The 24,204-nt window shown below is 31.5% G+C and carries 25 protein-coding genes; 11 read left to right on the top strand and 14 right to left on the bottom strand.

All coding sequences use genetic code 11. The features are described from left to right. Positions 1–2 precede the first annotated feature (2 nt). Both C8N26_RS02555 and C8N26_RS02550 read left to right on the top strand, forming a co-directional pair. Positions 3–662, top strand: coding sequence for a hypothetical protein (locus C8N26_RS02555; RefSeq protein WP_028891608.1), 660 nt, complete (start codon positions 3–5; stop codon positions 660–662). Between the two features lie 3 nt (positions 663–665). Then, on the top strand, positions 666–1,934 hold the full coding sequence (locus C8N26_RS02550; RefSeq protein ID WP_120185879.1) for an MFS transporter: 1,269 nt from the start codon (positions 666–668) through the stop codon (positions 1,932–1,934). A gap of 71 nt (positions 1,935–2,005) precedes the next feature. Here the strand turns inward: C8N26_RS02550 and C8N26_RS02545 are convergent, their stop codons facing one another. The 4 genes from C8N26_RS02545 to C8N26_RS02530 all read right to left on the bottom strand — a co-directional run bounded on the left by C8N26_RS02545 (position 2,006) and on the right by C8N26_RS02530 (position 5,816). Continuing rightward, positions 2,006–2,497: a hypothetical protein gene (locus C8N26_RS02545; RefSeq protein WP_028891606.1), complete on the bottom strand. Its 492-nt coding sequence runs from the start codon at positions 2,495–2,497 to the stop codon at positions 2,006–2,008. Between the two features lie 93 nt (positions 2,498–2,590). Further along, positions 2,591–4,237, bottom strand: coding sequence for a glycerol-3-phosphate dehydrogenase/oxidase (locus tag C8N26_RS02540; protein ID WP_120185878.1), 1,647 nt, complete (start codon positions 4,235–4,237; stop codon positions 2,591–2,593). 63 nt (positions 4,238–4,300) lie between these two features. After that, entirely contained in the window at positions 4,301–4,747 is a 447-nt protein-coding gene (locus C8N26_RS02535; RefSeq protein WP_120185877.1) for a YHS domain-containing (seleno)protein, read from the bottom strand. Positions 4,748–4,841: 94 nt separating this feature from the next. Continuing rightward, entirely contained in the window at positions 4,842–5,816 is a 975-nt protein-coding gene (locus tag C8N26_RS02530; protein WP_120185876.1) for a LuxE/PaaK family acyltransferase, read from the bottom strand. 82 nt (positions 5,817–5,898) lie between these two features. On the opposite strand from C8N26_RS02530, the gene C8N26_RS02525 reads away from it, so the two are divergent. Genes C8N26_RS02525 through C8N26_RS02515 form a run of 3 tightly spaced genes read left to right on the top strand, consistent with a single transcriptional unit; the run spans position 5,899 to position 8,227 of the window. After that, positions 5,899–6,303, top strand: coding sequence for a hypothetical protein (locus tag C8N26_RS02525; RefSeq protein ID WP_120185875.1), 405 nt, complete (start codon positions 5,899–5,901; stop codon positions 6,301–6,303). Next, positions 6,296–6,847, top strand: a complete 552-nt coding sequence (locus C8N26_RS02520; RefSeq protein WP_317124620.1) for an RNA polymerase sigma factor — start codon at positions 6,296–6,298, stop codon at positions 6,845–6,847. The genes C8N26_RS02525 and C8N26_RS02520 overlap by 8 nt, the downstream gene beginning before the upstream one ends. Next, positions 6,848–8,227: an outer membrane beta-barrel protein gene (locus tag C8N26_RS02515; RefSeq protein ID WP_120185873.1), complete on the top strand. Its 1,380-nt coding sequence runs from the start codon at positions 6,848–6,850 to the stop codon at positions 8,225–8,227. Here C8N26_RS02515 and C8N26_RS02510 read toward each other — a convergent pair. Next, a complete protein-coding gene (locus C8N26_RS02510) occupies positions 8,224–9,276 on the bottom strand; it encodes an isoaspartyl peptidase/L-asparaginase family protein (RefSeq protein ID WP_120185872.1) in 1,053 nt (350 codons plus the stop codon). The genes C8N26_RS02515 and C8N26_RS02510 overlap by 4 nt on opposite strands. Positions 9,277–9,389: 113 nt before the next feature. On the opposite strand from C8N26_RS02510, the gene amaB reads away from it, so the two are divergent. Continuing rightward, complete coding sequence (gene amaB, locus C8N26_RS02505; protein WP_120185871.1) at positions 9,390–10,931, top strand: L-piperidine-6-carboxylate dehydrogenase; 1,542 nt, start codon at positions 9,390–9,392, stop codon at positions 10,929–10,931. Between the two features lie 79 nt (positions 10,932–11,010). Here amaB and C8N26_RS02500 read toward each other — a convergent pair whose 3' ends face one another. After that, positions 11,011–11,394: an ankyrin repeat domain-containing protein gene (locus C8N26_RS02500; protein ID WP_028891597.1), complete on the bottom strand. Its 384-nt coding sequence runs from the start codon at positions 11,392–11,394 to the stop codon at positions 11,011–11,013. Between the two features lie 344 nt (positions 11,395–11,738). Here C8N26_RS02500 and C8N26_RS02495 point away from each other — a divergent pair, with 344 nt between their 5' ends. The 3 genes from C8N26_RS02495 (at position 11,739) to C8N26_RS02485 (ending at position 14,035) form a co-directional block, all read left to right on the top strand. After that, positions 11,739–12,251, top strand: coding sequence for a hypothetical protein (locus C8N26_RS02495; protein WP_120185870.1), 513 nt, complete (start codon positions 11,739–11,741; stop codon positions 12,249–12,251). Between the two features lie 101 nt (positions 12,252–12,352). Next, on the top strand, positions 12,353–13,084 hold the full coding sequence (locus C8N26_RS02490) for a sulfite exporter TauE/SafE family protein (protein ID WP_120185869.1): 732 nt from the start codon (positions 12,353–12,355) through the stop codon (positions 13,082–13,084). 60 nt (positions 13,085–13,144) lie between these two features. Further along, positions 13,145–14,035: a YDG/SRA domain-containing protein gene (locus C8N26_RS02485; RefSeq protein ID WP_028891594.1), complete on the top strand. Its 891-nt coding sequence runs from the start codon at positions 13,145–13,147 to the stop codon at positions 14,033–14,035. A gap of 23 nt (positions 14,036–14,058) precedes the next feature. On the opposite strand, the gene C8N26_RS02480 is transcribed toward C8N26_RS02485, so the two are convergent. From C8N26_RS02480 to C8N26_RS02465, 4 genes are all read right to left on the bottom strand, one after another. Next, entirely contained in the window at positions 14,059–15,198 is a 1,140-nt protein-coding gene (locus C8N26_RS02480; RefSeq protein ID WP_120185868.1) for an ATP-binding protein, read from the bottom strand. Between the two features lie 3 nt (positions 15,199–15,201). Beyond that, on the bottom strand, positions 15,202–15,957 hold the full coding sequence (locus C8N26_RS02475) for an SDR family NAD(P)-dependent oxidoreductase (RefSeq protein ID WP_120185867.1): 756 nt from the start codon (positions 15,955–15,957) through the stop codon (positions 15,202–15,204). A 134-nt stretch (positions 15,958–16,091) separates the two neighbouring features. Then, positions 16,092–17,024, bottom strand: a complete 933-nt coding sequence (locus C8N26_RS02470; protein WP_120185866.1) for a hypothetical protein — start codon at positions 17,022–17,024, stop codon at positions 16,092–16,094. 103 nt (positions 17,025–17,127) lie between these two features. After that, positions 17,128–17,598, bottom strand: a complete 471-nt coding sequence (locus tag C8N26_RS02465; RefSeq protein ID WP_147418476.1) for a hypothetical protein — start codon at positions 17,596–17,598, stop codon at positions 17,128–17,130. 169 nt (positions 17,599–17,767) lie between these two features. Between C8N26_RS02465 and C8N26_RS02460 the strand changes: the two genes are divergently transcribed. After that, positions 17,768–18,877: an NAD(P)/FAD-dependent oxidoreductase gene (locus C8N26_RS02460; RefSeq protein WP_120186073.1), complete on the top strand. Its 1,110-nt coding sequence runs from the start codon at positions 17,768–17,770 to the stop codon at positions 18,875–18,877. A 25-nt stretch (positions 18,878–18,902) separates the two neighbouring features. Beyond that, positions 18,903–19,352 (top strand): GreA/GreB family elongation factor, encoded by a 450-nt coding sequence (locus tag C8N26_RS02455; RefSeq protein WP_211327779.1) that lies wholly within the window; start codon positions 18,903–18,905, stop codon positions 19,350–19,352. 189 nt (positions 19,353–19,541) lie between these two features. Here C8N26_RS02455 and C8N26_RS02450 read toward each other — a convergent pair whose 3' ends face one another. The 4 genes from C8N26_RS02450 to C8N26_RS02435 all read right to left on the bottom strand — a co-directional run bounded on the left by C8N26_RS02450 (position 19,542) and on the right by C8N26_RS02435 (position 24,164). Further along, positions 19,542–20,477, bottom strand: coding sequence for an ABC transporter ATP-binding protein (locus C8N26_RS02450; RefSeq protein WP_028891586.1), 936 nt, complete (start codon positions 20,475–20,477; stop codon positions 19,542–19,544). A gap of 63 nt (positions 20,478–20,540) precedes the next feature. Then, positions 20,541–21,413 carry a 30S ribosomal protein S6--L-glutamate ligase gene (gene rimK / locus C8N26_RS02445; RefSeq protein WP_028891585.1) on the bottom strand — a complete coding sequence of 291 codons (873 nt, stop codon included), beginning with the start codon at positions 21,411–21,413 and terminating at the stop codon, positions 20,541–20,543. Positions 21,414–21,515: 102 nt separating this feature from the next. Further along, entirely contained in the window at positions 21,516–21,929 is a 414-nt protein-coding gene (locus C8N26_RS02440) for an ATP-dependent zinc protease family protein (RefSeq protein WP_028891584.1), read from the bottom strand. Between the two features lie 132 nt (positions 21,930–22,061). After that, positions 22,062–24,164 carry a M13 family metallopeptidase gene (locus C8N26_RS02435; RefSeq protein WP_120185863.1) on the bottom strand — a complete coding sequence of 701 codons (2,103 nt, stop codon included), beginning with the start codon at positions 24,162–24,164 and terminating at the stop codon, positions 22,062–22,064. Positions 24,165–24,204 lie beyond the last annotated feature (40 nt).

Genomic DNA, 24,204 nt, shown 5'->3' with positions numbered 1-24,204 from the left:
AGATGAAAACAATTCAAGAAGCTGTTGAAATTACTATCAGAAAAACGCCTTTTATAGAAGAGGCTTTAAATGAAAAGTTAATAAATGTATCTTCATTAGCAAGAGAAATCTTACCAGAAGTTTCAAAGCTTTTAAAGAAAGAAGTAAAAGTTGGTGCGGTAATGATGGCAATTAATAGGCTATCTCCAGCAAATGAATTGAGAGTTCGTAAAAACATTAAACGACTAGCATTAAATTTAGGTGATGTAATTGTACGTTCAGATTTGTGCGATTTTACATTTAAAAATACCACTTCATTACTAAAAGAAATTGCTAAAATTTTAAGCAAGTCTGCTGATAGTAACGATTATTTCTTAACCGTTTCACAAGGAATCTTTGAAACAAACATTGTTACTAGTAAAAATTTACAACCCTATGTTGAAGAAATTTTTAAGAAAGAAACATTAATTAATAATGTGAACGATTTAGCGTCAATCACGTTAAAGCTTCCAAAAGAAAATTTAGATCAATCAGGAATTTATTACTTTATTTTAAAGCAATTTGCATGGGCTAATATTGCTGTACAAGAAGTAATATCTACCACTCATGAAATGACCATTGTGGTAAAAGAACGTGATGTAAATGAAACGTTCTCCATTTTAATGGATTTGAAATTGAATTAATCCATGGAAAAAAAAGATCCCTACGCTTCCCTCAGAATTAAAGAGTTCAACATTTTTCTTTTAGTCCGTTTTGCTTTGGTATTTGCTTGGTCTATGCAATTTATCATAATTGAGTGGCAAGTGTACAGCATCACAAAAAATCCGTTATCATTAGGTATTATTGGATTGATGGAAGTAATTCCAGCTGTATCCATGGCATTGTTTGCAGGGCATATTGTTGATCAAAAGGAGAAACGAAACTTACTTGCTTTATGTATTGGGTTATTTTCTCTCATAAGTTTAGGTTTATTCTTTTTAACCTTACCTAGTTTTGTTGAAGGATGGGAACAAAAAACTATTCTGTATGCAATTTATGCATTGGTATTTTTTGGTGGATTGTTACGATCTTTTTTCGGACCAACAATTTTTTCATTAATCGCTTTAATTGTTCCAAAAAAATTATATCCAAATGCGGCAACATGGAGTAGTTCTACATGGCAAATAGCCTCAGTATTAGGTCCTGCTTTTGCAGGTTTAACCATTTCTTGGATTGGTGTGCATTGGTCTTTGTGTATTGTTTTTGGACTGGTTTCTGTATCATTTTTAACCGTTTTCTTTATCAAAAAGAAACCAATTTTAAATCCGAAGATTGGTGAGCCAGTCATGAAAAGTTTAAAAGAAGGAGTTCGTTTTGTATATAAGACAAAAGCAATTTTAGGAGCCATTACGTTAGATATGATTTCGGTATTGTTTGGTGGGGCTGTAGCTTTATTACCAGTGTATGCACAAGATATTTTAAAAGTAGGTCCTGAAGGGTTTGGTGTATTACGTGCTGCACCTGCTGTAGGTGCATTTTTAACAATGTTGGTAACGGCTTATATACCTATTAGTAGAAATGCAGGAATGAAGCTCTTAGCAGCTATTTTTGGCTTTGGAGTTTGTATCATAGTTTTTGGATTATCGTCTGTTTTTTGGATTTCTATTGTAGCGTTGTTTTTTAGTGGAGTTACTGATGGAGTTTCGATGGTTATTCGTCAAACGATTTTACAATTAAAAACACCCGATCATATGCGTGGTAGAGTGGCTTCAGTAAACTCTATGTTTGTTGGTTCTTCTAATGAATTAGGTGCTTTTGAAAGCGGAGTAACAGCAAAATTAATGGGAACAGTAACAGCCGTTGTTTTTGGTGGAACGATGACTTTAATTACGGTCGTAACTACGGGAATTTTAAATCCAACCCTTCGAAAGTTAGACCTGACAAAAGATTTGGAAGAACATGAAAAAATAGAGTAGTAAAATAATTAAAAACCCCTGAAACTTAGTTTCAGGGGTTTTTTGTATGTGTTTTTTAACTGTAATATCAATTAAGACATATCAAAATAATTGATTTTTGTAATCTTTTTTGTTGTTTGATCGAAGTCAATATTAATAAAAACATCACAACTATCACATTCAGCAAATAAAATGCTTTTATCACCATTTCTACCAGTACTTAGGTCAATAGTTCCTAATTTACTAATAGGGTCTCCTACAGTTACTGTAATACCTTTAATAGTAAAACTAGCTTCATTATTTAAAACATCAAACGATTCAATGTAAGGTTTTCTTCCAGAAGTAGAAAAATCAATTTTTAATCCATTGAATTTATAATAATAGTAAAAGCCATTATCTTCATAAGAATTAGAAGTACCTAACAAAGATTCTATCTTCGTTTGTTTTCCAAGCGTTTTTTTTAAATCACTCAAGGTGATATTATTGATTTTAATATTATTGAAATCAGAATTAGAAATAATATTAGTTTGACTTTTAGCTATAAGAGTAACAAATAAAAAAAAGACGAATACCAGTTGTTTCATATTACTAAAAAATTTAAAGTAAAAGCCTTTTGTATAGTAAGGCTTTTGAAGCCGCCAAAGATATGATTCTATGACAATTTTTTAGATAAGAAACTAGTTAAAATTTACTACTAAATTTATTTTTTCTTCTAGTTCTTTTTTGTGTAATAAAGTTGTTTCATTATTCCAGTTAAAACGTTTAGCAAATTCTTGTATTACAAAGTTTTTATGGATATCAACACTAGGTTTATCAAAAAACAAGCGACCAGTTCTTCTCATAAAAAAGTCCGTAGGAGTACAAGTCATTTCGTGTTTAGTCGTAAACCAAATTTCAGCTTGTAATAAACGTTTTTCAAGGTTTTCTTCTTCTAACTCATCAAACTTATCTAAAATAAGTTCGGTCTGCTTTCCGTAGTTATGCACCAAATAATTGGCATCTTTTTCAGTAAAACCAAACGATTTTATACGTTTATAAACCTGATTGCTATATAATTTTACCGATTTATAATTTTGAAATGGTCCACCAGCTAACACAATTTCTTCAGTTTGTATAGGGTCGAAATCTACCTCAAAACGACGTTTCATTTTTTTAGCAACGATATCTACAATACGTTCAGCCATTTTTCTGTAACCTGTTAATTTTCCTCCAGCTATTGATATTAATTTTGTGTCAGAAACAAAAATTTCATCCTTACGAGATAATTCTGAAGCTGATTTTCCTTCTTCATGAATTAACGGACGTAATCCTGCCCATGAAGACTGAATATCATCTATCGTTAAATGAATATCAGGAAACATATTATTAACTGCTTCAATTAAATACAAAGCATCTACCATTGAGGTTTCTACTGAATCTTTGTCTTGTTGATAATTGGTATCAGTAGTTCCAAAGTAGGTTACTTTTCCACGAGGAATAGCAAACATCATACGACCATCAGGAATATCAAAATATACGGATTGTTTTACAGGTAATTTTTCATGCGGAACTACCAAATGCACTCCTTTTGTTAAGTGTAAACGTTTTCCAATTTTGGAGTTATTTATTTGACGCAATTCATCAACCCAAGGTCCTGCAGCATTTACGACATATTTAGCTTTGATATCATAGCTTTCATTAGTAAAAACATCGGTTACTTTAGCGCCTACTACACGTTTATTTTCATAAATAAATTCATCTGCATTCGTATAGTTTAGTATTTGCGCATCATATTGACTTGCTGTTTTTAACACTTCTATAGTTAAGCGCGCATCATCGGTACGATATTCAGCATAAAAACCTGCTCCGTTTAAAATATCTTCAGGTAACAAAGGTTCTTTTTCTAACGCTTCCTTTTTATCAAGCATTTTACGTTTATCGTCTCCCTCAACAGAAGCTAAAACATCGTAAACTTTAAGTCCAATAGAGGTTAACCACGAACCGTAAGTTCCACCTTCAATTAAAGGTAAAATCATTTTTTCAGGAATTACCAAATGTGGCGCTAGTTTATGAACAATGGCACGTTCGGTGCCTACTTCTTTTACCAACCAAAAATCAAATTGTTTAAGGTATCGCAATCCACCATGGATAAGTTTAGTTGATTTACTTGAAGTACCCGAAGCGAAATCATTTTTTTCAATTAGGGCGACTTTCATTCCGCGTGATGCCGCATCTAAAGCAATACCTGCACCCGTTATTCCACCGCCAATTACTAAAATATCGAACTCAGTTGTTTGTAATTCTTGCTGAATATTGGCTCGGTTAAAAAAAGAAAAATTGTTCATAGATGTTTTTTATCTACCAAAAGTAAGAATAAAAAAGAACTGAAAATTTTAGATACAAAGGATTTATCTACGAATTCTTTTTTTCCAGTTGATATCTGCTTGTTTTTTTAATTGCTCAGGGTTTTCTTTTAACCATAGTTTTAATGTATTGGTCCCCCAGGAGTTATAGAAGAGATATAGTTTACCGTCTCTAATTTCGAAGGTTTTAGGATTAATACTTACTTTTTCGCCTGTTTTTCCAATTGCATAGGCACAATAGCCTCCATATTGTGGGATGTATTTTGTTGGATTTTCTTTGAACAAGGCTAAATTTTTTTCTGAAGAAAACTTAAATTTTACACCATCATAAATTGATTGATATTTTTTATTTCCCTCAAGTGGTTTCTTGTTAAAATAAGAAACAACATCATAACCTTCGGCTATATATCCTTTTTTAAGGTAATATTCTGTTTTTTGAGAGAATAAAGCACTTGAAATGATAAGTAAAAGAAGAGTAATGGTATTTTTCATCGTCTACTAATTTAGAAAGTAGTCGACGAAAAGCTGTAAGTATTACAAAATGAAAGTATTAAAATTGTTGTTTTTAATAGTTTAAGATAAAAAATTATAAAACCATCAAGTTACAACCTCTAATATCAGAATTATCAAAACGTCCAATGATTTCAAAACTATTGTCTTGATATACTTTTCCTAAATCTTGTGTTGCTATGAATGAGCAAGAATTATAGTTTGCCAAATCAATCACATTAATTCCTCCTGATTTTCCTTTTGGTAAAATAGTTAAAGCATCTTCAGGATCACGAGTTAGAATTTGCATCCAAGGTGGACAGTTAAAAAGACCATTCCCTTTTGAATATCCTTGACTTAATAATTCTGTCATTCCATATTCGGAATGTATATTTTTCACACCAAATCCGTTACTTAAAATAGTGTGTAATTCGTTACGAATAAGTTCTTTTCTTCTCCCTTTCATACCTCCAGTTTCCATAATAATAGTATTAGAAAGGTTGAAGTCATATTGCTCTATTAGGTCGAGCAAAGCAAAAGAAACACCAATTAAAAGTACTTTTTTTCCTTGGGTATCTAGGAACTTAAGCTTTTGTGCTAACTCATTAAGATTGTTGAGGTAGAATCCGCTTTCCGAGTGTTGAGAACGCTTAATTAAATCATCAACCATGTAAATTAAAGAAGATCCTTTGCGTTCTAAATAATTTGGCAACAAAGCTAATACTACATAATTTTCGATGTTACCATAAAAATGTTCAAAACCTTTTAAATAACTAGTTTCATACCATGATAAGTCAGTTACTAAATGTTTACTAGTTGTACTTCCTGTAGTTCCAGAACTTGTAAAGGTTTCTTGAATTTCATCAGTAGATGAAAGTACTTCACGAGTTTTAAAAAACTGAATAGGTAAAAATGGAATTTGTTCAATAGTATGTACATCAGAAGGATGAACATAGATTAAATCGCAAAAAGAGCGATATACTTTGTTATTAGCAAATTGATGCTTAAAAACTTGCAGTGCTATATTCTTGAAATCTTCAGTAGATTTTATGTTAAAAACGGTACTTTTCATAAACTTTGACAAAAATACAAGTATTACACGCAACCTTTTTAATTTTTTTTCATCTAGTAGATAAATCAGTAAAATATAAGTAATGAAAAAATTTTTGATTCTTTTTTTGAGTGTGTTTACGTTTTATTCTTGTTTAGACGATGATGGACCTAATTTTAGATATGAGTTTTTAAAGATTGACAGTGCCGAAACTCCTGAGAGCTTTACCTTCGGTGAGGTAGATACTATTAAAATAAAATATACACTACCTAATAGTTGTTATGCTTTTGATGGATTGTACTACCAAAAGGTTGATACCACTAGAATAGTTGCTGGTACAGCTATAGTAAATCTTGATGGAGCTTGTACTGAAGAACTTAGAGAAGAAGAGTACGCTTTTACTGTTGAAGCAACACAAGTAGAAGATTATGTATTCAAGTTTTGGAAAGGTAAAAATGAAGAAGGAGAAGATGTTTACGAAGAAGTGGTAATTCCAGTAAATTTGTAACATCAATTTAGAGAAACTCATACAAGAATGCTGTCGTCAAAATATAGCAGCTCAAGCTCAAGTTTATCAGTTATTTTCTGGTAAACTTTTTGCGCTTTGTTTAAAGTATTCTCAAAATTATCAAGATGCAGAAGATACGTTGCAAGACAGCTTTTTAACCATTTTTAAAAAGATATCTCAATACAAAGGTCAAGGATCTTTTGAAGGATGGATGAAGCGAATAACTATAAATACAGCTTTACAAAAATATAGAGAGAAATCGCCTTTACAATTGGTAACAGAAGGGGTGAGTGAAGAATTAGAAGAAGAAGTTGTACTTGAAACAGAAAGTGTAAATGTGGATGTGTTATTAGGGTTTATTCAAAATTTACCAGATAGATATCGTTTAGTTTTTAACTTATATGTGTTAGACAATTACTCGCATAAAGAAATAGCATCATTATTAAATATTACTGAAGGAACGTCAAAATCTAATTTATCAAGAGCACGTCAATTATTAAAAAAAGAGGTAGAAGTGTATCAAGCAACAGCGCAAAAGGCATAAATGATGGAAGAAAAAAACATCGATAGACTTTTTCAAGAAAGATTTAAAGATTTGGAGGTTACTCCAAACGAAAAAGTATGGAGCGCTATTGAAGAAAAACTGCAAAAAAAGAAAAAACATCGTGTTTTTCCTATTTGGTGGTTTTCAGGAGTGGTTGCTGCAGTATTTGTTTTAGGACTTTTATTGTATCCTTATATTGATAAACAAGAGAATTTAGAAAAAATAGATCCAGTAATTGTTGAATCAGAATCATTAAAACCTGAAGAAAATAAAAAAGATGATCTAAAAGATATTTTATTAACTGAACCAATAAAAGAAAATTCGCAAGAAATAGTTATTGTAAAAGAAGAAACGAAAAAGAAAAGAATATTTAAAGAAAAGCTTCATGAGAATGAAGTTTTAACCGCTAATCATGTTGTGAAGGTTAGCAAAAAAGAGTTGCAAGGAAAAGATAGCAACAACATAGCAAGTAAAGTAGTTGAAGGGGCTTTACTAGCAAAAAATGATGTTGTGAAACAAGAGCAACTTACTGGCAAGCTTGAAAATAGCTTGCCAGTTTTTAAAAAGAAAGAAAACACCTTTTTGAAAAAAGAAAATGATACAATTAATAAGGTTTTAAAACCTAAAAAAGACTTTTTAGCTGTTGTAAATGAAGAAAAAGTGGAAAATGAAGAGGAAGAAAAAAAGAAGTCTTGGTCTGTTTCACCAACAGTAGCAATATTAAACTCGAATTCATTTTCTGAATCATCTCCAATAGATGCAAGCTTATCAAATTCAACAAAGGGAAATACAAGTTATTCGTATGGAGTTCAAGTGGCTTATCAATTAAATAAAAAATGGACACTTCAATCAGGAATTCATTTACAAGAAATGGGGTACTCTAATACTAATGTAGCTGTAAACCCTGTAAAATCAAGTAGCTCTAACGTAGTTTTTAGTTCTGGTGAAAGTTATTCATTAAACGATACTTCTCAAACAGATTTTAGTACAAGTTCAGTATCTATAAGTTCAGGAAGCCTTGATGGAGAGTTAAATCAAAAATATGGGTATGTAGAAGTTCCTGTACAAATAAAATACAATTTCTTAGAAGGGAAAAAGCTTAAAACAGAATTAGTAGTTGGTTTTAGTTCGTTGTTTTTAAATAAAAATGATGTAACTCTTAATACCACGAATTTTTCTACTTCTGGTGAAGCTAATAACTTAAACTCTATTAATTTTAGTGGAAATTTAGGGGTAGACCTTAATTATAAGTTCAGTAAAAAATGGTCTTTAAATATTAACCCAATGCTAAAAACCCAGTTAAATACATTTAAAAATGATTCAAATGGGTTTCAGCCATATTTTATAGGTGTTTATACAGGTTTAAATTATCAGTTTTAATCGTTGTAAATCTTAATGATTAAATCACCTTTATCATTCATTGAAGCTCTGTACATTCCAGCAGTATTAAATTCAAAAGACATATTACCATTTTTATCAAGTGCAACAACACCACCTGTTCCACCAAGTTTGGTTAATTTGTTTTGAATAACATCTTTAGTAGCTTCTTTTAATGATTTTTGTTGATATTCCATTTGAGCAGAAATATCATAAGCTACTTGAGAGCGTATAAAGTATTCACCCCAACCAGTTGAAGAAACACCACAAGTTTTATTATTTGCATAGGTACCCGAACCAATAATAGGAGAATCTCCAATACGTCCCCAACGTTTGTTAGTCATTCCTCCTGTAGAAGTTCCCGCAGTAATATTTCCATTTTTATCTAAGGCTACACAACCTACAGTACCAAACTTACTATTTTTAATATCAGCATCATGAAAAGAAGCTTCTTTATCATCATGATCTAATGCTGTTTTTTCTTTGCCTTTAATTCGTTGTAAAGATTTAAAGCGATTTTCGGTATAAAAATAACTCGGGTCTACAATTTCTAACCCTTGTTCTTTAGCAAACTGAGAAGCACCAGAACCAGATAACATAACATGATCTGAGTTTGTCATTACTATTCTAGCAGCTTCAATAGGGCTTTTTATATCTTTTACTCCAGCAACTGCACCAGCGTTCAGTGTTTTTCCATCCATAAATGAAGCATCTAATTCATTAGTTTCTTCATGGGTAAAAACAGCTCCTTTTCCTGCATTAAACAAAGGAGATTCTTCCATTACCTGAATGGTTTTTACAACAGCATCACCGCTAGAACCACCATTTTTTAAAATCTCATATCCAGTTCTAACTGCTTCTTCTAATTTAGCTTTATAAGCAGCTTCTTTTTCAGGAGTCATATTCTTTTTCAGAATTGTACCAGCACCTCCATGAATAATAATTGCAAATTCATTTATAGGAGTGTCTTTTTGTTCATTAGAAGTTTTTTTAGGTGTATTACATGCTGATAAAAACAACAGTAAAGAAAGTAGTAGGTAAATGTTTTTCATGATTATTTGTTAATTTTTAAACAAAAACAACACTGTTTGTTTAATTTATTAATTGTAAAATTATTCGTAGTTTTGAGCTTTAAATTTAAACAACTAAAATTACAATATAAAATATGGCAGATTTTGGTATCAAAGAAGCATTAGCTACTTTAGGATTAAAAGAGATAAATGAAGGAACTTCAACAGGTTCAGTAAACTTTTCAAACGGTGAAATTATAGAATCATATTCACCAGTAGATGGAAAGTTAATAGGAAAAGTAAAAGCTTCTACCAAAGAAGATTACGAAAAAGTGATGGATGCTGCTACTTCAGCATTTAAAAGCTGGAGAACAATGCCTGCACCTCAGCGTGGAGAAATTGTACGTCAATTTGGAAACAAATTAAGAGAGTTAAAAGAGCCGTTAGGTAAGTTAGTTTCTTACGAAATGGGTAAATCTTACCAAGAAGGTTTAGGTGAGGTTCAAGAAATGATTGATATCTGTGATTTTGCTGTAGGTTTATCTCGTCAATTAAACGGACAAGTAATTCCTTCAGAAAGACCAGGACACGTAATGAGAGAGCAATGGCACCCATTAGGAGTTGTTGGTATTATATCAGCATTTAACTTCCCAGTGGCAGTTTGGTCTTGGAATACAGCTTTAGCTTGGATTTGTGGTAATGTATGTGTGTGGAAAGGTTCAGAAAAAGCTCCTTTATGTTCAGTTGCTTGCCAAAATATTATAGCTGAGGTTTTAAAAGCTAACAATTTACCAGAAGGAATTTCTTGTATCGTTAATGGAGATTATAAAGTTGGTGAATACATTACTGAAGATACACGTATTCCTTTAGTATCAGCTACTGGTTCTACAAGAATGGGACGTATTGTTGGTACTAAAGTTGCTGAGCGTTTCGGTAAATCTTTATTAGAATTAGGAGGAAACAATGCAATTATCATTACTCCAACAGCTGACTTAAAAGTAGTAGTTCCTGGAGCTGTATTTGGAGCTGTAGGTACTTGTGGTCAACGTTGTACTTCAACACGTCGTTTAATCATCCACGAATCTGTATACGATAAAGTAAGAGATGCGATTGTTGGAGCTTACGGTCAAATTAAGATTGGAAACCCATTAGATGAAAATAATCACGTTGGACCATTAATTGATAAAGATTCAGTAAATACTTATTTAGCTGCTATTGAAAAAGCAAAAGCTGAAGGAGGAAACGTATTAGTTGAAGGAGGAGTTTTAGAAGGAGAAGGTTACGAAAGTGGATGTTATGTAAAGCCAGCAATTATTGAAGCAGAAAACCATTTTGAAATTGTTCAACACGAAACATTTGCTCCGATTTTATACTTAATGAAGTATTCAGGTGGTGTTGAAAATGCTATTGAATTACAAAACGGAGTTGCGCAAGGATTATCTTCTTCAATCATGACAAATGAAATGAAAGAAGCTGAAAAATTCTTATCATTTGCAGGGTCTGATTGTGGTATTGCTAACGTAAACATTGGTACTTCTGGAGCTGAAATTGGTGGAGCTTTTGGTGGTGAAAAAGAAACAGGAGGTGGACGTGAGTCTGGATCTGATGCTTGGAAAGTGTACATGCGTCGTCAGACTAACACTGTAAATTATTCTGATGAATTACCTTTAGCACAAGGAATTAAGTTCGATTTATAAGAAAACACAGTTTTCAAAACATAAAAAAGTCTCATCATTTCGATGAGACTTTTTGTTTTTATCTAAGTTGTTGGTTATACTATTTTTCTAAAGCCGCCGCAATAGCTTTATAAGCTTCGTGTGCTTTCGACATTTTAGCATATTCTAAGGCAGTATATCCTCTTTCTGATTTTACTTTTAATTTAGCTCCATTATCAATTAATAATTGAACAATTTCTGCCTTGTTATATCTGGCAGCAAACATTAATGGAGTTAATCCTACAGATTTTCTGTTAATATCTGTTCCGTTTTCAACCATAGCTTTTACAGCTTCAAAGTTTCCAGCTCTAATTAATTTACAAAAAGTACTTACGTTGGAGTATTCAAGGTTAGTTTTAACAGGAGCTTCATATGAAGTTGAAGCAGCAGTAATAGTTCCGAAAGATAAAGCGATTGCTAAAGCAGTTAATACAAATTTTTTCATGATGTTACGTTTTTATTTTAAGATTAGGTTACAGCTAAAAGACGCTTGTTTCAAATAAACGTTTCAATAAAAATTGATGCTTAACAATTATTTAAGATGAGTTCTTAAAAATCTCTTAATAGATTAAATAATTTTTAATAAATTAACAATCAGTAAATTAAGATGTTTTAAATGAGTAAGAGATCAACATATTTGTATGGTATTTTTTTAACTATTGTAGTAGGTACTTTGTTGTGTTGGTATTTATGTTGTAAGAAACATTATTGTGCTATTGAAAAACAACAACATGTAATACATAACGATAAAAATCAGGAATCAACTAAAATAAATTTAAAACAGAAACTATGAATTGGTGTATATTAATTCCATTATTAGTAGGACTTATTACTGCTTTTTTTGGCTTTTTGATAGGGAAATTATCTTGTAAAAACATAAAAGAAGATGAGATTGTTCTTTTGAAGAATAAAATTGCAAAATTAGAAGCTAGTTTACGAACTTGTAGAGAGAATAACTCAAACTTAGAAACAGATTTAAAATTTGCAAGAAAAAGTACAGAAACTTCTTTTGATAGTGCATTAGTAAAGAAAATTTTTGGTAAAAAGATAAAAGAAAATGACTTGAAAATAGTGGAAGGTATTGGACCCAAAATAGAAAGTCTTTTTCACAATTTTGGAATTGATACATGGAAAAAATTAGGAGAAACATCTGTAGAAAAATGTCGAGAAGTATTAAATAGTGGGGGAGATCGTTATAAAATTCATAAACCAGATACATGGCCAAAACAAGCTCAGCTAGCTTCAGAAGGAAAATGGCAAGAGCTTAAAGGTTGGCAAGAAACATTAAATGGAGGAAAGTAAAAAAATTCTAACCCTTGATAATTTCAAGGGTTATTTTTTACCTAAAACATAGATTGATTCTTAATATAAAACCAAGTACCTTCGTTACTTAAAAGGTGCAAATGAAAGATATTAACTTTATATTTTTACTACTAGCTTTAGTGGCTGAAATAATTGGAACAATAGGTGGATTTGGTTCTTCTGTTTTCTTTGTTCCGTTAGGAAATTTTTATTTCGATTTTTATTCCGTTTTAGGACTTACAGCTATTTTTCACTTGTCGAGTAATGTGAGTAAAATCTTTTTGTTCAAAAAAGGATTAGATAAGAAGTTATTAATAAACATAGGAGTTCCTTCAGTGGTTTTTGTAATCTTGGGAGGTGTATTATCAAAACATTTAAACAGTATATATTTAGAAATATTTTTAGGTGTTTTTTTAGTAGCATTTAGTGCTTTTTTCTTGATTAGAAATAAGTTTTCTTTTTCTCCTAACAGAAAAAATGCTGTTGTAGGTGGTGCTCTGTCAGGATTTTCTGCTGGATTGTTAGGTACTGGTGGAGCCATTAGAGGGTTAACTATGGCAGCTTTTAATTTAGAAAAAAGTGTGTTTATAGCAACTTCTGCTTTTATAGATTTTATGATCGATTTTTCAAGAACTTTTGTGTATTATCAAAACGGTTATATTCATGATCACGATTTAAAATATGTGCCTTTTTTATTTTTTATTGGTTTGGTAGGTTCATTTATCGGAAAGAAAATATTAGCTCACATACCACAAGATAAATTTAGGAGTCTGTCGTTGTCTTTTATCTTGTTGATTGGAATAATTACGATTATTCAATTGGTGATGAGATAGTACGATTTAGGTAATTGACTTTGTTATAATGGGTTGATTGTTGAAATTTAACAAATTTGTATGAAAAAGAGGATATTTGGTGAAATAAAAGGGATTTTTGAAGGAGATTCTTTTGATAATAGGATAGATCTTTCTATTTCTAAAGTTCATAGGCCGACTCAAGCTGGAATTAGTGGTTCTGAAAATGAAGGATCAGATTCAATTGTGATTTCTGGAGGTTATGAAGATGATGAAGATTTGGGTAATATTATTATATATACAGGGCATGGAGGTAGAAGTAATAATTCAAAAGTTCAAGTTGCTGATCAAACCTTAACAAGAGGAAATAAAGCATTAGCTATTTCTTGTGAAAAAGGATTACCAGTAAGAGTAATTAGGGGGTATAATAAGCAGTCAAAATTTTCTCCAGAAGAGGGATATAGATATGATGGACTGTTTTTAGTTAAAGATTATTGGCGTGATAAAGGGAAAAGTGGTTATGTAATTTGGAGATTTAGATTAGAAAAAATAAGTAATAAAATAAACCTACTAGACGAAGTTAAAAGGAATACAGTTAGTGAACCTGTTTCAAATTATGGTTCAACTGTACGGCAAAAATATTTTGTAAGTAGAGTTATTAGAGAAACTAGAATAGCTCAGTACATAAAAGAATTATATAATGATGCTTGTCAAGTTTGTGGAATTCAAATAAAAAGCCAAGTTACTAGTTATTCTGAAGCAGCACATATCAAAGCCTTGGGAAAGCCCCATAATGGACCTGATACCAAAGAAAATATTTTATGCTTATGCCCTAATCATCATACAATGTTTGACTTAGGGATTATATCAATTGATGATAATTTTAATATCTTAGGAATAGATGGGGTAATTTTAAAAGTACATCCAAAGCATATTATAGATAAAGAGTTTGTTAAATATCATAGAGAACATCATTATAAAAAATTGAGCTAATGTTTTTGTAAGTAAAGAAGGTTTTAACTATACTTCACCTTACGTATTACTCGCATCGCTTCTTTGTATTTAATATAGGTGGTTTTATCTTCTAAGTTTTTAATATAGTTTTTTGCCTTTTTTAATTGTAAAGGAGCGTTTAAAAACCCATTTAAATAGCAAATTAAGTAGGAAGTAGGAAGCCTAAATACATCTTCATGCTCAGTAACCGATAGCGGCTTGTGTTTTACAATTTTTGCTATAATACTATTGTTGTTGTTGTAAATGAGTTGTAAAATGTTACTATCATATTGAGGCGCCTCAAATAAAAATTCGGTAACAATATCGTGCTTTCCGTTGTCTTTAAAATTAATGATTGTTTTTTCTAACGGATAGCGTTTTTCAGTTTTATCAATACCTAAAACGATGTATTCGGTAATTATAAATGATTGCTCATTATAGCTAATTTGTACATCATCTAACGAAGAAAAGAACAAACGAACTTGTTCATTAACTAACTCAATGTCTACTCGAGTAAAAAATTCTTCACCATTAATTAGTTTCTTTTTTCCTGCCCAACACAGTACAAATTGCTCGTTAAATACTTTGTATCTCGGATTGTACTCTGGCTTATGTTTATTAATAAAATCAAAAACACCATCTAAAGTAAGTTGTATGTTGTTTCTGGCGTTTTTTTCAATAGCTTCAACAATTGCTTGGTTATTGTTTTTAAGTTCAAAAACATCTTCAGCAGGCATAGAGTTGCTTCCTCTGCGATAAAAAATGGATCCTCTACGGTATTTCCATGCGTTTTTAGCTAAGGAAGTAATTAAATTGTTAGGGTAAATGGTTACTAATCCAATTACTTTATGACGCTGTAGGCGAGGAAAAGGAACGTTTTCATATTCTATTTTTGGAGGATTGTTTAAATAGGCATTTACCAAATTTTGAATTTTACTATCATCGTAAAAATCTACGCCAATAATCTTATTTTCCTCATCTTCAACACCAATAATAATGTATGAATTGTTATTAGGGTTAGAGTTAGAAAGCGCGCAAATATGTTTGATAAACTTTGCTTTTCCTTCTTTAGAACCTAAGGATAACTTTTGTTTTTTATCATAAAAACTATTTTCGTCGTTATGCGACAGCAAGTTTTTAATTAAAAGACGCTTGTTAATCACAACTTAAGCATTTTTGTTCACAATAGTTGCACTGGCTTGCGCTGTAGGGTATACGATTAAATCTTCAATATTTACATGATACGGACGCGTAACTACAAAATAGATAATATCTGCAATATCTTCAGGTTGTAGCGCTTTGTATCCTTGATACACGGTTTTTGCTCTTTCAGAATCTCCTTTGAAACGAACTTCAGAAAACTCGGTTTCTACCAATCCTGGATGAATAGCACACACACGAATGTTATGTTGATTTAAATCTATGCGCATTCCTTTGTTTAAAGCGTTTACAGCGAACTTTGATGCACAATACACATTTCCGTTAGGGTATACATCTTTTCCAGCAATAGAACCGATATTTAAGATAAATCCGTTGTTACGCTCTACCATTTGAGGAATAACAGCTTTTGAAACATATAAAAGCCCTTTTACATTTCCGTCAATCATGGCATCCCAATCGTCTATATTTCCATTTTGAAAGCTATCTAACCCATGAGCATTACCAGCATTGTTAATAAGAATGTTTATATGTTTAAATTCATCAGGTAAACTGTTAATTGCTTTTTTTACGTCATCGTTATAGCGAACATCAAATTGAAGTATATGTACTTTGGTAAATTGTGATAGTTCTTGTTGTAATTGTTGAAGCTTTTCAATACGTCTACCACAAAGAATTAAGTTGATATTATTTTTAGCAAAAAGTTGAGCAGTTGCCTTACCAATACCTGAGGTTGCTCCTGTAATTAAAGCAGTTTGTTGCATGGTTTTTTGTTTTGTATAAAGGTAACCTTTTTTATGTTAAGCAACTATTATAAAATGAAAAACCGCCCCTTACGGAGCGGTTCCTTTTAGTTGGCTACTACACCAACCAAAAATCAACTAACCAAACTTTATTTTTATTTCCTTTTCGGAACTGTTTCTCTTTCTATCTTAGTACGTTTTCTACCGCTATTCCTTACAGCTGGTTTAGTACTAGTGGTATCTTCACCTTTTTTGTACTGTATAAATCCTCTACCAGAAAAAACATAGGTTCTTTGAGAATTTACATGATACAATTCTATCTCACCATCATTAATAACGGTTAAGTCAAATTCTTCAGTATCTCCGTTATCATAATTAAGTGTTAAATATTTAAGGTTCTGTTCGCCTTGAACATTACGGACTATATAACTTCCTACAAAGTCCCAACTTATATAATCAATATTTGTGCCAAAAGGATCGTGTGATGAATAGAATGTCACGTCATTTTCTGGAGTAAATTGTAAGTAATTTTCATAATCAAAAGGGTTGTCAACTCCTCCATATTTATTAATCTTTTCCCAAGCTACATATTCTTGTAAAAAGTATTCAATATTATTATAGAATAACATATCATAATCAAAAGTATTTACTTGATACCCTACTAAATAATAGCTTACGTTTTGTGACAAATCATCAATTCGAATTCTATTGTCAGAAAGTTGTACTACCTCAAACTCAAAGTAACCGTCAATATCGTGTCGTGTTTCTAATACAGTTCCATAAGTTCCGTAACTTCCAACTGCAATTCCTAAACCGTTTCCTGTACGACCAATATCAACAATATTATTGTTTGCATACATGGTTCCATTTAAAAATGAAATGGTAAACGCTCTTGACAAAAATGGAACATCACCTGTACCTGTCGTTTTGTGATAATCTACATACCATAAATCATAACTTGAAATATATTGGCGTAAAGAAAAACCATCATCTCCAAAACCATCATGTACAATTTCATTTCTTACAACACATGATGTAAGTGTTACGCTACCAACAAGTAGTAATAAAAGTAATTTTATACGTTTCATAAGCTTTCGTTTTATGGTTATGCTTATGAGTTTTCAAATTACGTGCCAAAAATAAAAAACACCTCAAAAAGAGGTGCTTTTGTTAACTAATATCTCGTTAGAATTACTGCATAAAAACCTTGTCTTTTTTTACAATGTTCTCCACTTTTACATAGTGTATTTTCTCACCTATTGCGTACGAAATCATAGCTTCGTTTTCTTTTAATTCAAACGGAAATTTTTCTACAGGGTTATTTGGTGTATTACCAAATTCTTGTTTTGGATCTGCATGCAGAATAATATCTTTTCGATCATTGGATGAAGTTTTATAGCGTGCAGCTATATACTGTTTGTCTCCATTTTGTTCTATCACGGCATTGGTTATTTTATTTTGAAAATATACCTTTTGAAAATCAACAGCTTCTTTAGCCGTAAAATTGATAATTAAATTAGTAGAGTTGTAGCTTCCTTTTACACCTCCAGTTACGTGATTGTAAGTTGCCGATTCAATTTTAAAAGGATGATTGTTATCCATTTTTACACTTGCGCATTGTGTTATACTAAAAGCTAAAATTAAGATTCCTATTAGTTTCATCTGTTTAAATTTTTTATTGTTTTTAATGGTCAGATGTAATTCGCCATTAAACAGTTCTATTAGTAAAAAAGAATTGCGATGGCTCATTTCATAGAGTTGTTTTTTAATGTTTAAATTTAGACATTCAAGGAGTGTGCCAAGTCACAAATATAATCAGTTTTATATGATGTTGAATTTCAGTTATTGGGAGTTAAAAGAGTGGTTTACAGCTATAGATTTTACTGTAGTTGGTAGTGGAATTGTAGGATTAAATTGTGCGTTGCAGTTGCGAAAAATGCATCCAAAAGCAAAAATTCTAATTCTAGAGAAAGGAATGCTACCTCAAGGAGCAAGTACAAAAAATGCAGGCTTTGCTTGTTTTGGAAGTTTATCAGAACTTATTGACGATTTAAACACACATACCGAAGAAGAAGTTGTTAACTTGGTTAAAAAACGTTGGGAAGGATTACAGTTATTACGAACAACCTTAGGTGATAAAAACATCGATTTTCAGCAAAATAAAGGATATGAATTATTCTTAACAACTGAGTTGTACGAGTTGTGTTTAGAGCAAAAAGATTCAATAAATCAACTTTTGAAACCTTTGTTTTCTTCAGATGTTTTTACAATTGATGAAAATAAGTTTGGTTTTCAAAAAATTCATCAACAATACATTACCAATCAGTTTGAAGGTCAAATTGATACAGGAAAAATGGCGGCTAAGTTGTTGGAAAAAGTAGTGTCTTCAGGAATTAAAATCGTCAATAATATTCAGGTTGAAAGTTTTACTGAAAACAACGAACAAGTTGAGGTGCAAACCAATCAAAATACATTTAACACTAAAAAATTATTTGTTGCAACTAACGGGTTTGCCAATCAGTTGTTGAATGAAAATGTACAACCTGCAAGAGCGCAGGTATTAATTACAAAACCAATTAAAAACTTACACATTAAAGGAACTTTTCACTTAGATAAAGGCTATTATTACTTTAGAAATATTAATGATAGAGTTTTGTTTGGAGGTGGTAGAAACCTTGATTTTAAAGGTGAAGAAACTACTAATTTTGGGCAAACTGAACTTATTCAAAACAAATTAGAAGAAATTTTAAAAACCACCATTTTACCAAATACAGAAGTTGAAATAGAACATCGTTGGAGCGGAATTATGGGTGTTGGAAATCAGAAGAAAGCAATTGTAAAGCAACTTTCTAATAATGTTTTTTGTGGAGTTCGTTTAGGCGGAATGGGAGTAGCCATTGGCAGTTTGGTAGGGCAGGAGCTTGCGGAACTTTTAGATTAATACTATTTCACTTGAAATAAAAAGAATGAACATAAAAGAAGAGTTATATAAACAATGTGAATTGTATGTAAACAAACGTTTGCAAACAGTGGAAGAAACCATTGCATCTCATCAAAAAGCGCTGCAATCTGAAACAAAAAGTTCTGCAGGAGATAAACACGAAACAGGACGAGCAATGCTTCAGTTAGAAATGGAAAAAGCCAGCCAACAACTCAGTGGAATTGCTCAAATGAAAGAGGTCTTAGCAAAATTGAAAATAGATATTACTTCAGAAGTAGCTTGTTTGGGCAGCGTGGTGGAAACTTCTACTACAAATTATTTTATCAGTATAAGTGTAGGTTTACTAACGGTTGATAATAAAAAATACTTTGCCATTTCACCTTCTTCACCTATTGGAAAGCTAATTTTAGGAAAAAAAATAGGGGAAAGCTTCGATTTTAATGGAGCGAAAAACACGATTAAAAAAATTTTCTAAAAAAAAGTAGGGTAAATTAAAACCTAATTGTTTTAAATACAGGAAAGGTTGTTATAACCAAGAATAGAAAGAGAAAACTACAATACACTTTTATCTTTAGGTGTTTAATACGGTAAGAGTGTATTTTTTTTAAGAAACAAATTTATTTTAAGATAGTTGAGTAATAATTATGAGATAGTTATTATTGGTTTAAACAGCCTTTTTTAATTTAAAAAAGGCTGTTGTTTTTTCCTCAATATTTTCTTGATGATTTATAAAAATCGATTGGTTATTGTAAGCTACTTCTATCAACCAGTATCCTCCTTTAAAATAAGATTTTACTACAGTTCCTTTTAAATTAGAAGGTTCATCAACAATTTGTAGTTGATTAGGATATAATAATAGTGTTTGATTATTAATTGAAACTTCGTTTACATCGTCAAAAAGAGAGGCCACATATTTTTCCTTCGGATTTTGATATAAGTTTGAAGGACTATCGTATGCAAGAACTTGATGATTTCTGATTACCATCATATTATCAGCAAAAGATAAAGCATCATTTCCATCGTGAGTAGCAACAATACAAGCTATATTTTTCTTTTTTAGGTAAGCGAATAATCGTCTACGTAACGAGTTTTTCTTAAAATTATCTATTTGACTAAAAGGTTCATCTAACAATAACAACTCAGGTTCTTTAGCTAATGCTCTAGCAATAGCTACTCTTTGCTGTTGACCACCACTTAAATTCTTTACTTTTTCATTGGCAAGCTCTGTCATTTCAATTACTTCTAAAAGCTCTTGAGTTCTTTCTTCTGCTTCTTTAGGATAAAATCGAGAAAGAAACTTTTTTATGTTTTCACTTACCGAAGTAAATGGCATTAAATCAAAATCTTGTGCTACGTACTTAAAAAATTCCATCCCAGGAACTAAGTGATGTTCTGGACCTAAAATTTGAGTATTATTCCAAAATAAATCTCCTTTATCAACATCCAACAAACCATATACAATTTTTAAAAGAGTTGATTTTCCGCAACCACTTTCACCCATAACACATAAGTGTTCTCCTTTTTGAAGGGAGAATTGTATGTTTTCTAAGGTTTTTTCTTTTGAAGGATAGGTAAATGAAATATTGTTTACTTGTAGCATAAATGCAAAAGTAACGGATTAGTAGGAAAGAAAAAACCGACACTTTCGTATCGGTTTATATTTTTAAGCGCTTCTTTCTACAAAGCGAATAATACTTTTGGCAATGTCTTTTCCTGTGGCTTTTTCAATACCTTCTAAACCAGGAGAAGAGTTTACTTCTAAAATTAACGGACCTCTATCTGACTGTAACATATCTACCCCAGCAACACCTAAGCGCATTGCTTTAGCAGCTTTTAAAGCAGCATTTTCTTCTTCATCAGTTAATTCTATGATTTCAGCAGTACCGCCTCTGTGTAAGTTTGATCTAAACTCTCCTTCTTTACCCTGACGCTTCATAGCCCCTACAACCACGCCATCAACCACAAAAGCACGAATATCTGCTCCTTTCGCTTCTTTAATATACTCTTGAACGATTACACGTGCTTGAAGGCCGTTAAACGCTTCTAAAACCGATTCAGCAGCTTTTTTTGTTTCAGCTAATACAACTCCTAAACCTTGTGTTCCTTCTAGTAATTTGATGATTAAAGGAGCTCCTCCTACTTTTTTAATAATTTCAGAAGTATCTTTAGAATAATTAGTAAAAACAGTTTTTGGTAAGCCTAAATTAGCTCTAGATAGCACTTGTAAACTACTTAATTTATCTCTAGATCTCACTAAGGCTTGTGATTCTACAACCGAAAAAACTTTCATCATTTCAAATTGGCGTACTACAGCAGTACCATAAAAAGTAACTGAAGCTCCGATACGAGGTATAATAGCATCTACATCAGTTATTAGCTCATGATTGTATACAATAGCTGGTTTTCTTTTTTCAATAATTAAATCACATTTTGTATGATCTAATACCAACATTTCATGACCTCTTTTTTCTCCTGCTTCTACTAAACGTTTTGTTGAATATAATTTTGAGTTTCTAGAAAGAACAACAATTTTCATGTGTTTGTTTTTACTGTTTTTTTAATAGTCATAATATAACCTTTGTTAATTTAAATAATCAAGTAAATATTTTATAATTATTTAAATTACGCAGGTTTCATTTTATTTTTCTTTTGATGCGATGTTTTTTTGTGAAACATCAACGATAAACTTTTTATTTAAAAATTTTCTACCAATTAAAACTGGATAGGTCATTTTACCTCTATCAGATAAAGATAGTTTTATTTTATATTTTTTATCGAAAAAAACAACAGATGTTGATACTACATATCTTTTTTGTTTTTTACCGTTTGAGCTTCTTATACTTTTAACTTGATACTTGTTAGTTTGTAGTAATTTATTATTGTATTTTTCTGTTTTCGGACACAATAATATAAATTCTAATACACCATCTTTTTCTTTAATATGCTTACAATGTATCGCAGAAGTATAGGCGCCTGTATCTATTTTAGCAGGCAAATCTTCAATTTCCCAATTTAAAAAGGATATTTTTTCAGCTCTTCCTATTAGTTTCATTCAGATAAAAAGTTAAGGAGGGCGAATTACTTACTATTTTTTGAAATACGCAATACCTAATTATCTATTTATTAAAAATAAAAAACCAGTGTTTACACACTGGTTTAAAGGTACTTATTTTTTTTGTTGAATTTACCAAATTCTAACGCGATCTTCTGGTTTTAAGTACATATTATCTCCTTCTTTAACGTCAAATGCTTCGTAGAAAGCATCAACATTTTTAAGAGGCATATACGCTCTGTACTTTCCAGGAGCATGCGGATCGGTCATGATTTGGTTTTTTAAAGCCTCATCACGTACTTTAGTTCTCCAAATTGTTGCCCAAGAAAGGAAGAAACGTTGCTCAGGAGTATAACCATCAATGTTTTCAGGACGACCATTCTTTTCTAAGAAAATTTGTAATCCTTCATAAGCAGCTTGTACACCACCTAAATCACCAATGTTCTCACCTAATGTAAATTCACCGTTTAAGTTCATACTGTCTATAGCAACAATGTCACTAAATTGTTTGATTAATTTAGCACCAGCTTCTTTAAATTTTTCTGAATCTTCTTCAGTCCACCAGTTTTTTAAGTTTCCATCACCGTCAAAACGAGCACCAGAATCATCAAAACTATGTGAAATTTCGTGACCAATAACAGCTCCAATTCCTCCATAATTTACAGCTTCATCAGCTTTATAGTTGTAGAAAGGAGGTTGTAAAATTGCTGCAGGGAAAACGATTTCGTTGTTTACAGGGTTAAAGTAAGCATTTACTGTTTGAGGAGACATTCCCCACTCAGTTCTATCTACTTCTTTACCTAATTTAGCCATATCTTTTTCAAAGTTCCATTTACGAACGTTAACGGCATTATCAAAGTATGTACCTCCTTGTTCTAATCCTTTTACTTGTAAAGTAGCGTAATCTTTCCACTTATCAGGGTAGGCAATTTTAACAGTTAATTTGCTTAATTTTTCTAAAGCTTTTTCTTTAGTTTCAGCACTCATCCAAGGTAATTGCGCAATACGTTTTTCAAAACCTAACATTACGTTATCAATCATTTCCTTAGCTTTTTGCTTCGCCTCTGGTGGGAACTTTTCATCAACATATAACTTACCTAAAGCTTCACCAATGGCACCATTTAAGTTTGCTAAAGCACGTTCGTTTCTTGGTTTTTGTTGTTTAGCTCCACGCATTTCTTTGCTGTAAAACTCCCAATTAGCTTTTTCTAAATCGGTAGATAATAAACCTAAAGAGTTGTTAATTGCATTCCAACGTAATACTAATTTAACATCTTCAATAGGAGCATTTTTTAATACTTCGTTCATAGCTTTGAAGTATTTAGGATCGGTAACGATAACTTTTTCAAGACCTTTAGCACCATCTAAACCTTCAAGGTTAACACCAATTCCTTTTAAATGCGCTTCCCAATCAATTACTGGAGCTAATTCAGATAATTCAGCAATAGTCATAGGATTGTACATTTTACGAGTATCTCTACGCTCTTCTTTAGTCATCATTGGTTCAGCTAAACTTTTTTCAAAAGCAACAATAGTTGCTGCATTTTTCTTAGCTGTTGCTTCGTCATCACCAAATTCTTGTAACATATTCGCTACAAAGACTTGATATTTTTCAAGCTTGTCCTTTACTTTTTCATCTACATAGTAGTCTCTTGATAAACCAAGTCCACCAGCACCCATATAACCAGCATTCATACTACTGTTTTTAAGGTCATTGAATACCCCAAAACCATAGAAACCAGCGCCACCGTAAGGAGCCATGTTGGTAATATATGTTTGTACGTCGTTTAAGTCTTTAATTTCTTCAATTTTTTGAAGAAAAGGTTGTACTGGTGCTTTTCCAGCTTTGTTTCTAGCTACGGTATCCATAATGGTTTCGTAGTAGTTTACAGCTTTTTCTTGATCAGAATCTATTTCGTTTCCTTCAGCATCTTTTATTTTTTCGAAGTTTCCTTCTTCAATTGCTTTGTTTAAGATGGCTAAAACATCTTTAGTCGTAGTTTTTCTTAATTGGTTGAATCCTCCCCAAGAAGTTTCATCAGCAGGAATTTCTGTTTTATCAACCCAAGAACCGTTTACATATCTAAAGAAATCGTCTGTTGGTTGTACCGAAGTATCCATGTTTTCTAAAACAATTGCCTGCACTTTTTCTTCAGGCTTTTTGTCTGTTTTACAAGCAACGACTCCTAAAGAAGCAACTGCAGTTGTAAACAACATTTTGTGAATGGTTTTCATTTTTTGTGATTTTTGATTGAATCTTATATTTAACAAACTA

Origin of the sequence: Tenacibaculum lutimaris (assembly GCF_003610735.1) — a bacterium.
Taxonomy (GTDB): Bacteria; Bacteroidota; Bacteroidia; order Flavobacteriales; family Flavobacteriaceae; genus Polaribacter; species Polaribacter lutimaris.
Note: the sequence above shows the minus strand (reverse complement) of the source record. Positions and strands in the feature narration are given on the sequence as shown.

Excerpts from the sequence above, each read along its gene's own strand:
- C8N26_RS02530 (WP_120185876.1), bottom strand. The coding sequence starts at position 5,816 with ATGAAAAGTACCGTTTTTAACATAAAATCTACTGAAGATTTCAAGAAT.
- C8N26_RS02545 (WP_028891606.1), bottom strand. The coding sequence starts at position 2,497 with ATGAAACAACTGGTATTCGTCTTTTTTTTATTTGTTACTCTTATAGCT.
- C8N26_RS02550 (WP_120185879.1), top strand. The coding sequence starts at position 666 with ATGGAAAAAAAAGATCCCTACGCTTCCCTCAGAATTAAAGAGTTCAAC.
- C8N26_RS02465 (WP_147418476.1), bottom strand. The coding sequence starts at position 17,598 with ATGAAACTAATAGGAATCTTAATTTTAGCTTTTAGTATAACACAATGC.
- rimK (WP_028891585.1), bottom strand. The coding sequence starts at position 21,413 with ATGAAAATTGTTGTTCTTTCTAGAAACTCAAAATTATATTCAACAAAA.
- C8N26_RS02555 (WP_028891608.1), top strand. The coding sequence starts at position 3 with ATGAAAACAATTCAAGAAGCTGTTGAAATTACTATCAGAAAAACGCCT.
- amaB (WP_120185871.1), top strand. The coding sequence starts at position 9,390 with ATGGCAGATTTTGGTATCAAAGAAGCATTAGCTACTTTAGGATTAAAA.
- C8N26_RS02525 (WP_120185875.1), top strand. The coding sequence starts at position 5,899 with ATGAAAAAATTTTTGATTCTTTTTTTGAGTGTGTTTACGTTTTATTCT.
- C8N26_RS02455 (WP_211327779.1), top strand. The coding sequence starts at position 18,903 with ATGAACATAAAAGAAGAGTTATATAAACAATGTGAATTGTATGTAAAC.
- C8N26_RS02535 (WP_120185877.1), bottom strand. The coding sequence starts at position 4,747 with ATGAAAAATACCATTACTCTTCTTTTACTTATCATTTCAAGTGCTTTA.
- C8N26_RS02435 (WP_120185863.1), bottom strand. The coding sequence starts at position 24,164 with ATGAAAACCATTCACAAAATGTTGTTTACAACTGCAGTTGCTTCTTTA.
- C8N26_RS02470 (WP_120185866.1), bottom strand. The coding sequence starts at position 17,024 with ATGAAACGTATAAAATTACTTTTATTACTACTTGTTGGTAGCGTAACA.
- C8N26_RS02440 (WP_028891584.1), bottom strand. The coding sequence starts at position 21,929 with ATGAAACTAATAGGAAGAGCTGAAAAAATATCCTTTTTAAATTGGGAA.
- C8N26_RS02500 (WP_028891597.1), bottom strand. The coding sequence starts at position 11,394 with ATGAAAAAATTTGTATTAACTGCTTTAGCAATCGCTTTATCTTTCGGA.
- C8N26_RS02490 (WP_120185869.1), top strand. The coding sequence starts at position 12,353 with ATGAAAGATATTAACTTTATATTTTTACTACTAGCTTTAGTGGCTGAA.
- C8N26_RS02510 (WP_120185872.1), bottom strand. The coding sequence starts at position 9,276 with ATGAAAAACATTTACCTACTACTTTCTTTACTGTTGTTTTTATCAGCA.
- C8N26_RS02515 (WP_120185873.1), top strand. The coding sequence starts at position 6,848 with ATGATGGAAGAAAAAAACATCGATAGACTTTTTCAAGAAAGATTTAAA.
- C8N26_RS02475 (WP_120185867.1), bottom strand. The coding sequence starts at position 15,957 with ATGCAACAAACTGCTTTAATTACAGGAGCAACCTCAGGTATTGGTAAG.
- C8N26_RS02485 (WP_028891594.1), top strand. The coding sequence starts at position 13,145 with ATGAAAAAGAGGATATTTGGTGAAATAAAAGGGATTTTTGAAGGAGAT.
- C8N26_RS02540 (WP_120185878.1), bottom strand. The coding sequence starts at position 4,237 with ATGAACAATTTTTCTTTTTTTAACCGAGCCAATATTCAGCAAGAATTA.
- C8N26_RS02450 (WP_028891586.1), bottom strand. The coding sequence starts at position 20,477 with ATGCTACAAGTAAACAATATTTCATTTACCTATCCTTCAAAAGAAAAA.
- C8N26_RS02495 (WP_120185870.1), top strand. The coding sequence starts at position 11,739 with ATGAATTGGTGTATATTAATTCCATTATTAGTAGGACTTATTACTGCT.